Below are 6,443 nucleotides of genomic sequence, written 5' to 3' on the forward strand. Positions count from 1 at the left end.
CGGATCACCCAGGCCGTCGACATCCTGGGCTCGATCCTGCCCGCCGCGGCCGAACAGCACGGCGAGCACTCCCCGGTGGTGCGCACCCTGCGCAAGCAGTACGCGGCGACCCTCATGGACGACGGCCAGTACCGGCGCGCCCTGCCCGAACTGCGCCGCCTCGCCGACGAACGCGCCGCCGAGGCCGGCCAGGCCGATCCGGCGTCCCTGCGCTTCCGCTACGACGCCGCGCAATGCCTCGAACAACTGGGCGAACCCGCAGCGGCGCTCGCCGAGTACCGCGCCCTGCTGCCGTACTACGAGAACCAGTACGTGTCCGGCGATCCACAGCAGGCCCACGAGGTCCGCCGGCGCATCGGCCATCTGCTGCTCGCCCTCGGCGACCGGCCCGCCGCGCACGACACCCTCGCCCGTCTGGTGCTGGACGTGGAACGCCTCGGCGGCCCCGGCCACCCGATGGCCGTCGAGATCCGCCGCACCCTGCACTGGCTGGGCCAGGTACGCGGCTAGAGTCATCCGGCCGCATTCGGCCCTGCGTACGGACGTCGCACAGGCGTCGCGCGGGCATCGCACAGAGAACCATCAGGGGTGGGCACCATGGCCGGACACCGGCAGTCCAAGAGGCGCAGACACATCACCTGGGCGGTGGCGGGCGCCGCCGTCGTCGCGGGGGCCGGCCTCGCCGCGCAGACCTCCATGGCCGCCACCACCTGGCCGGCCCAGAAGACCTTCACCGGGCGGGCGTTCGACACCTGCACCGCGCCCTCGCTGTCCACCATGAAGGCATGGCACACCGGCTTCTACGGCGCCGCCGCCGTCTACGTGGGCGGCAGGAACCGCGGCTGCGCCCAGCCCAGCCTCACCGCCTCCTGGGTGAAGTCCGTCAGCTCCCTCGGCTGGAAGCTCGTCCCGATCTACGTCGGCGCCCAGCCGCCCTGCCGGTCCGGCTCCAATCCGGAGAAGATGACCACCTCCAATGCCGCGGCTCTCGGCACGCAGGACGCCAATGACGCCGTCGCCAAGGCCGCCGCCCTCGGCATGAAGGCGGGCAGCCCCGTCTACCTCGACATGGAGGGGTACGACACCGCGAACACGTCGTGCAACACCGCCGTACTGACGTATGTGCGTGCCTTCGGCAAGCAGCTGCACGCCAAGACGTACCGGGCCGGGTTCTACGGCTTCACCAGCTCCAGCGCCAGGGCGATCGCCACCGCCTCCGACAAGACGGACCTGCCGGGCAACCTCTGGTACGCGCTGTACGACAAGCAGAACACCACGACCACGGACTGGCCCTGGGGCGCCAAGCAGTACACCGGGCACAGCCGCGGCCACCAGTACATGGTCAACAGCAAAGAGGCGCACGGTGGGGTGACCCTCACCGTGGACCGCGACGCGTGGGACGGGCCGGTGGCGATCACGGGCTGAGCGGCGAACTCGCGGGCGTGCGCCGGTGCCCGAAGTCGCGGTGAATCGTTGGTCGAATGGGTTGGCCGGAGCAGCGCCACTGCCTACCATCGATCACCGCAAGACTTTGTGCATCGCCGCACAATCTCCCTTGGAGGCCCCCTTGCACCGCCGTCGCACCGCGCTCGTCCTCACCGCCGCGATCGCCGCCGCGGCCCCCCTGCTGACCGCCTGCGGAAACGACGCACACCCGGGCGCGGCCGCCGTCGTCGGCGGACAGCGGATCACCGTCGCGCAGCTGGAGAACCGGGTCGGCGAGGTCCGGGACGCCCAGCGGGCCGCGCTGCCCGACCAGGACCAGTACCAGCAGGTGCTCGCCCAGACCAGCAGCCTCACCCGCGACACCCTGCACAACATGGTCCTGGACCAGGTGATCCACCGGGCCGCGCGGGACGAGGGCGTCTCGGTCACCCGCAAGGAGGTCCAGCAGCTGCGCGCGAGCCTGGAGCAGCAGGCGGGCGGCTCCAAGGGCCTCCAGACCACCTGGCTCCAGAAGTACGGCATCGCCCCCGCGCATCTGGACGAGAACCTCCGCCTCCAGCTGGAGGCGCAGAAGCTCGCGGCCCGGCTCGGCACCGACACCACCCAGCCCGCCTTCTGGAAGGCCCTGTCCAAGGCGTCCGGGGAACTGCACATCGACGTCAACCCGCGCTACGGCACCTGGGACGTGCAGAAGAGCAGCCGCGTGGACGCGAAGACACCGTGGGTGCGGGAGGTCACGGCGGTGGCGGGCGGCGCGCCGGTCACGGCGTAGGCGGCGGATCAGGGACGGCGTAGGCAGCGGGCCAGGGGCGGCGTAGGTCGTACGATCACACGACTCGGGTGCCCCTGTGGATAACCAAATCCACTCGTCGCGGCGGTGGGTTACTTTCGGATCGTGAACGCATCCAGCCCCGCCGTCGACCCCGGCCGCATCGTCCTCCTCACCACCAGCCACCGTGTCGCCCCCGGCCTGCTGTCCTGGCCCGCGTGGGAGGCGCTGCGCGCCGCGGACACCGTGCTGTGCGCGGACGGCGCCCATCCGCAGCTGCCGTATCTGCGCGAGGCCGGTATAGAGGTGTCCGAGGCGGCACCCACGGCGCAGGAGCTGATCGACGCCTGCGCCGGCGGACGCGCGGTGGTGGTCGTGGCCACGGGCGAGGGAGAGCCCGCCCTCACCGACGGCCTGGCCCGGCTGGCCGGCTCCGGCCGGGTCCGCATGCCCGAACTGGAGCTGCTGCCCGCCTCGTACGATCTGCCCGGCGCCCGGCTGCTCGACCTCGTCCAGGTCATGGACCGCATCCGCGTCGAATGCCCCTGGTCCTCCCGGCAGACCCACGAGGGCCTGGCCAAGTACGGCATCGAGGAGTCGTACGAACTGGTCGAGGCGATCGAGGCCGGCGACCGCGAGGAGCTGCGGGAAGAACTGGGCGACGTCCTCCTCCAGGTCGTCTTCCACTCCCGGATCGCCGAGGAGCACCCCGAGACACCGTTCTCCGTCGACGACGTGGCGGGCGGCATCGTCGCCAAGCTCATCCACCGCCACCCCCATGTCTTCGGCGACGCGGTGGCCGAGACCCCCGAGGACGTCAAGGCGCACTGGCTGCGCACCAAGGCCGAGGAGAAGCGCCGCACCTCGGTCACCGAGGGCATCCCGCTCGGCCAGCCCGGCCTCGCCCTCGCCGCCAAACTCGCCTCCCGCGCCCGCGTCGCCGGCCTCGACGTCCCGCTCCCCGAGGGCGACGACATCGGCTACACCCTCCTCGCCCTCGCCGCCCGGGCCGAAGCCGCCGGCACGGACCCGGAGACCGCTCTGCGCGCCGCGGCCCGCACGTACCGGGACGCGATACGGAAGGCGGAGGGGTTGCCGGATACCGTCGAGGAGTGACCGACCAGCTTCCCCCCGATGACACCGTCCCCGCCGCCCCCGAGCTGTTCACCTGGGAGTTCGCCGCCGATCCCTACCCGGCGTACGCGTGGCTGCGTGAGCACGCGCCCGTGCGGCGGACCCGGTTGCCCAGCGGGGTGGAGGCATGGCTGGTCACCCGGTACGCGGACGCCCGGCAGGCACTCGCGGACCAGCGGCTCAGCAAGAACCCGGCGCATCATGACGAGCCCGAGCACGCCAAGGGCAAGACCGGCATCCCCGGCGAGCGCAAGGCCGAGCTGATGACGCATCTGCTGAACATCGACCCGCCGGACCACACCCGGCTGCGCCGACTGGTCAGCAAGGCGTTCACGCCCCGCCGGGTCGCCGAGTTCGCGGACCGGGTACAGGAGCTGACCGACGACCTCATCGACCGGTTCGCCGAGCGCGGCTCGGCCGACCTCATCCATGAGTTCGCCTTCCCGCTCCCCATCTACGCCATCTGCGACCTGCTCGGCGTCCCGCGCGAGGACCAGGACGACTTCCGGGACTGGGCGGGCATGATGATCCGGCACGGGGGAGGCCCCCGGGGCGGCGTCGCCCGGTCGGTGAAGAAGATGCGCGGCTACCTCGCCGAGCTGATCCACAAGAAGCGCGAGGCGCTGCCCGCCGAGCCCGCGCCCGGCGAGGACCTGATCTCCGGCCTCATCCGCGCCTCCGACCACGGCGAGCACCTCACCGAGAACGAGGCCGCGGCGATGGCCTTCATCCTGCTGTTCGCCGGCTTCGAGACCACCGTCAATCTGATCGGCAACGGCACCTACGCCCTGCTCACCCACCCCGAGCAGCGCCGCCGCCTCCAGGAGGCCCTCGCCCGCGGCGACGAGGAGCTGCTGGCGACCGGAGTGGAAGAGCTGCTGCGCTACGACGGCCCGGTGGAGCTGGCCACCTGGCGGTTCGCCACCGAACCGCTCACCATCGGCGGGCAGGAGATCGCGCCCGGCGACCCGGTGCTCGTCGTCCTGGCCGCCGCCGACCGGGACCCGGAGCGGTTCGAGGACCCGGACACCCTGGACCTCGGCCGACGGGACAACCAGCACCTCGGGTACGGACACGGCATCCACTACTGCCTGGGCGCCCCGCTCGCCCGTCTGGAGGGCCAGACCGCGCTGGCCACCCTGCTGACCCGGCTGCCCGATCTGCGGCTCGCCGCCGACCCGGACGAGCTGCGCTGGCGCGGCGGACTCATCATGCGGGGCCTGCGCACCCTGCCGGTGGAGTTCACCCCGCCCGCTCAGTAGTCCAGGCCCGCGAACCAGTCGCCCCGGCCGCCCGGGGTCAGATCGAGCAGATGCCACACGGGGCTGAGGAGATCGAGACCGCGCTGGTCGATGTCCTCGGCCAGCCGGGGGTGCGCGGAGTAGCGGTGCCGGACCGTGCCGTCCGCGTCCCGGGTGAGGACCGAGACGGTCGAGTCCTGGACACCGTCCTCGTCCTCGCTGCCCAGGTCGTACTTGAAGGTGCTGTCCCCGGCACCGAGCAACCGCAGCCGGGACCAGCCGCGGGCGCGGGCGTGCCGGCGCAGCGTGGGCAGGCCGGCGGCGGCCACCACCACCAGGTCGGCGTTGCGCGCGACATGGCGGGCGACGCCGTCGAAGCCGTCGATCCACAGGGTGCACATCGGGCAGGGGTCGGTCTGCCGTTTGCCGTACATGAAGTGGTAGACGAGCAGGGGCCGCTCCGGGCCGCCGGTGAACAGCTCGCTCAGCCGGACCTCGCGCACCGGCGTGTCGCCCGCGTCCAGGTCGGCCGGGCCCTCCAGGAAGACGTAGTCGTCGACCTCGGCCCCCGGCGGCAGCGACCGGCGCAGGGCCGCGACCCGTTCGCGTTCGCGCATCAGCTCGATCTCGGCGCGGCGCAGCTCCTCGCGGGCGGCGAGGTACTCCGCGGACTCGCCGTGCAACCGGGTGTGCCGCATCGTGTGTCCTCCTGGGTGAACAGCCCCCCGGAATCAGGTCGGTTCCATGGTTCCGGGAGCCCCGCGTCCCGAGGATGAGGCGCCGCCGTGCCCGACGGGTGAAACAGGACGTGACGGAGCGGAGGGGCAGACGTTCAATCCTGTGATCTTCGCGTTATCCGCGCGGCATGAACTTGTGACAAGTGATCGTGTGCGGCTACCTTCACCCCTCAGCGCGGCGACCCGGCACCATCCGCCGCGCCGGTCCCCGCCGTCGTACGAAAGGCTTCCGCATGATCTCCGGGAACGGTCGTCACCGCCGCCCCCGTCAGGCTCCGGCCCTCCTCGTCGCGGCCGGCGTGACCGGCTCCGCCATCGCCATCCCGCTGCTCGGCGCCGCGAGCGCCCACGCGGCCGACGGCACCACCTGGGACAAGGTCGCCAACTGCGAGAGCGGCGGCGCCTGGAGCGCCGACCCCGGCAACGGGTACTACGGCGGCCTCCAGATATCCCAGGACGACTGGGTCGCGTACGGCGGCACGCAGTACGCCTCCTCCGCCGACCAGGCCAGCCGCTCGCAGCAGATCGCTGTGGCCGAGAAGATCCTCAAGGACAAGGGCACCTCGCCCTGGGCCACCTGCGCCCTGCTGTCCGGACTGACCTCGAACTCCGGTTCCGTGAACGTCGATCCGGGCACCGGCGACAACAGCGGCGACCAAGGCGGCGCCACGACCGACCCGTCCGGACTGCCCGACCCCTCCGCCCCGGCGGGCACACAAGGCGGCGACCAGGACGGCACCGGCACCGGTTCCGACGCGGGCACCGGCACCGGCACCGGCTCGGACACCGGCTCGGGGAAGTCCTCCACCGACCCCTCCTCCTCGCCGACGCAGGGCTCCGGCAAGCAGACCGGCAAGCACGCGAGCCCGAACCCGGGCAAGCACACCGGCAAGCCCGGGACCGGCACGTCCAGCCAGGACCCGGCCGACCCGTCCTCGTCCGACCCGTCTTCCTCGGACCCCTCCGTCCCGGCCACGCCGTCCGCGCCTGCCGACGGCTCCGCGACCCCCGCGCCGTCCACCGGCACCCCGGACAACCCCCAGCAGACCGTCGGCTCTTGGAACCTGGTCGACACCGGAGCCCTCATCGGCGGCCGCCACCGCGGTGGCAACGGGG

General features: G+C 72.4%; 7 protein-coding genes. 6 read left to right on the forward strand and 1 reads right to left on the reverse strand.

Annotation, left to right across the window (positions count from 1 at the left end):
* From CCN72_RS17675 to CCN72_RS17695, 5 genes are all read left to right on the forward strand, one after another.
* The coding region (locus CCN72_RS17675; RefSeq protein ID WP_158101363.1) for a tetratricopeptide repeat protein at positions 1-510 on the forward strand (510 nt) is incomplete at its 5' end.
* Positions 511-597: 87 nt separating this feature from the next.
* Positions 598-1,425, forward strand: coding sequence for a glycoside hydrolase domain-containing protein (locus CCN72_RS17680; RefSeq protein ID WP_086808355.1), 828 nt, complete (start codon positions 598-600; stop codon positions 1,423-1,425).
* Positions 1,426-1,567: 142 nt separating this feature from the next.
* Positions 1,568-2,218, forward strand: coding sequence for a SurA N-terminal domain-containing protein (locus CCN72_RS17685; protein WP_086808351.1), 651 nt, complete (start codon positions 1,568-1,570; stop codon positions 2,216-2,218).
* A gap of 123 nt (positions 2,219-2,341) precedes the next feature.
* Entirely contained in the window at positions 2,342-3,331 is a 990-nt protein-coding gene (locus CCN72_RS17690; protein ID WP_086808356.1) for a nucleoside triphosphate pyrophosphohydrolase, read from the forward strand.
* A complete protein-coding gene (locus tag CCN72_RS17695) occupies positions 3,328-4,611 on the forward strand; it encodes a cytochrome P450 family protein (protein ID WP_086808352.1) in 1,284 nt (427 codons plus the stop codon). Before CCN72_RS17690 ends, CCN72_RS17695 begins: the two co-directional genes overlap by 4 nt.
* Here the strand turns inward: CCN72_RS17695 and CCN72_RS17700 are convergent.
* Positions 4,605-5,288 carry a DUF899 family protein gene (locus CCN72_RS17700; RefSeq protein WP_086808353.1) on the reverse strand — a complete coding sequence of 228 codons (684 nt, stop codon included), beginning with the start codon at positions 5,286-5,288 and terminating at the stop codon, positions 4,605-4,607. The two genes, CCN72_RS17695 and CCN72_RS17700, sit on opposite strands and share 7 nt — an antisense overlap.
* A 272-nt stretch (positions 5,289-5,560) precedes the next feature.
* On the opposite strand from CCN72_RS17700, the gene CCN72_RS17705 reads away from it, so the two are divergent.
* The coding region (locus CCN72_RS17705) for a transglycosylase family protein (protein ID WP_086808354.1) at positions 5,561-6,443 on the forward strand (883 nt) is incomplete at its 3' end.

Source organism: Streptomyces murinus, from assembly GCF_002154555.1.
Lineage (GTDB): Bacteria > Actinomycetota > Actinomycetes > Streptomycetales > Streptomycetaceae > Streptomyces > Streptomyces murinus.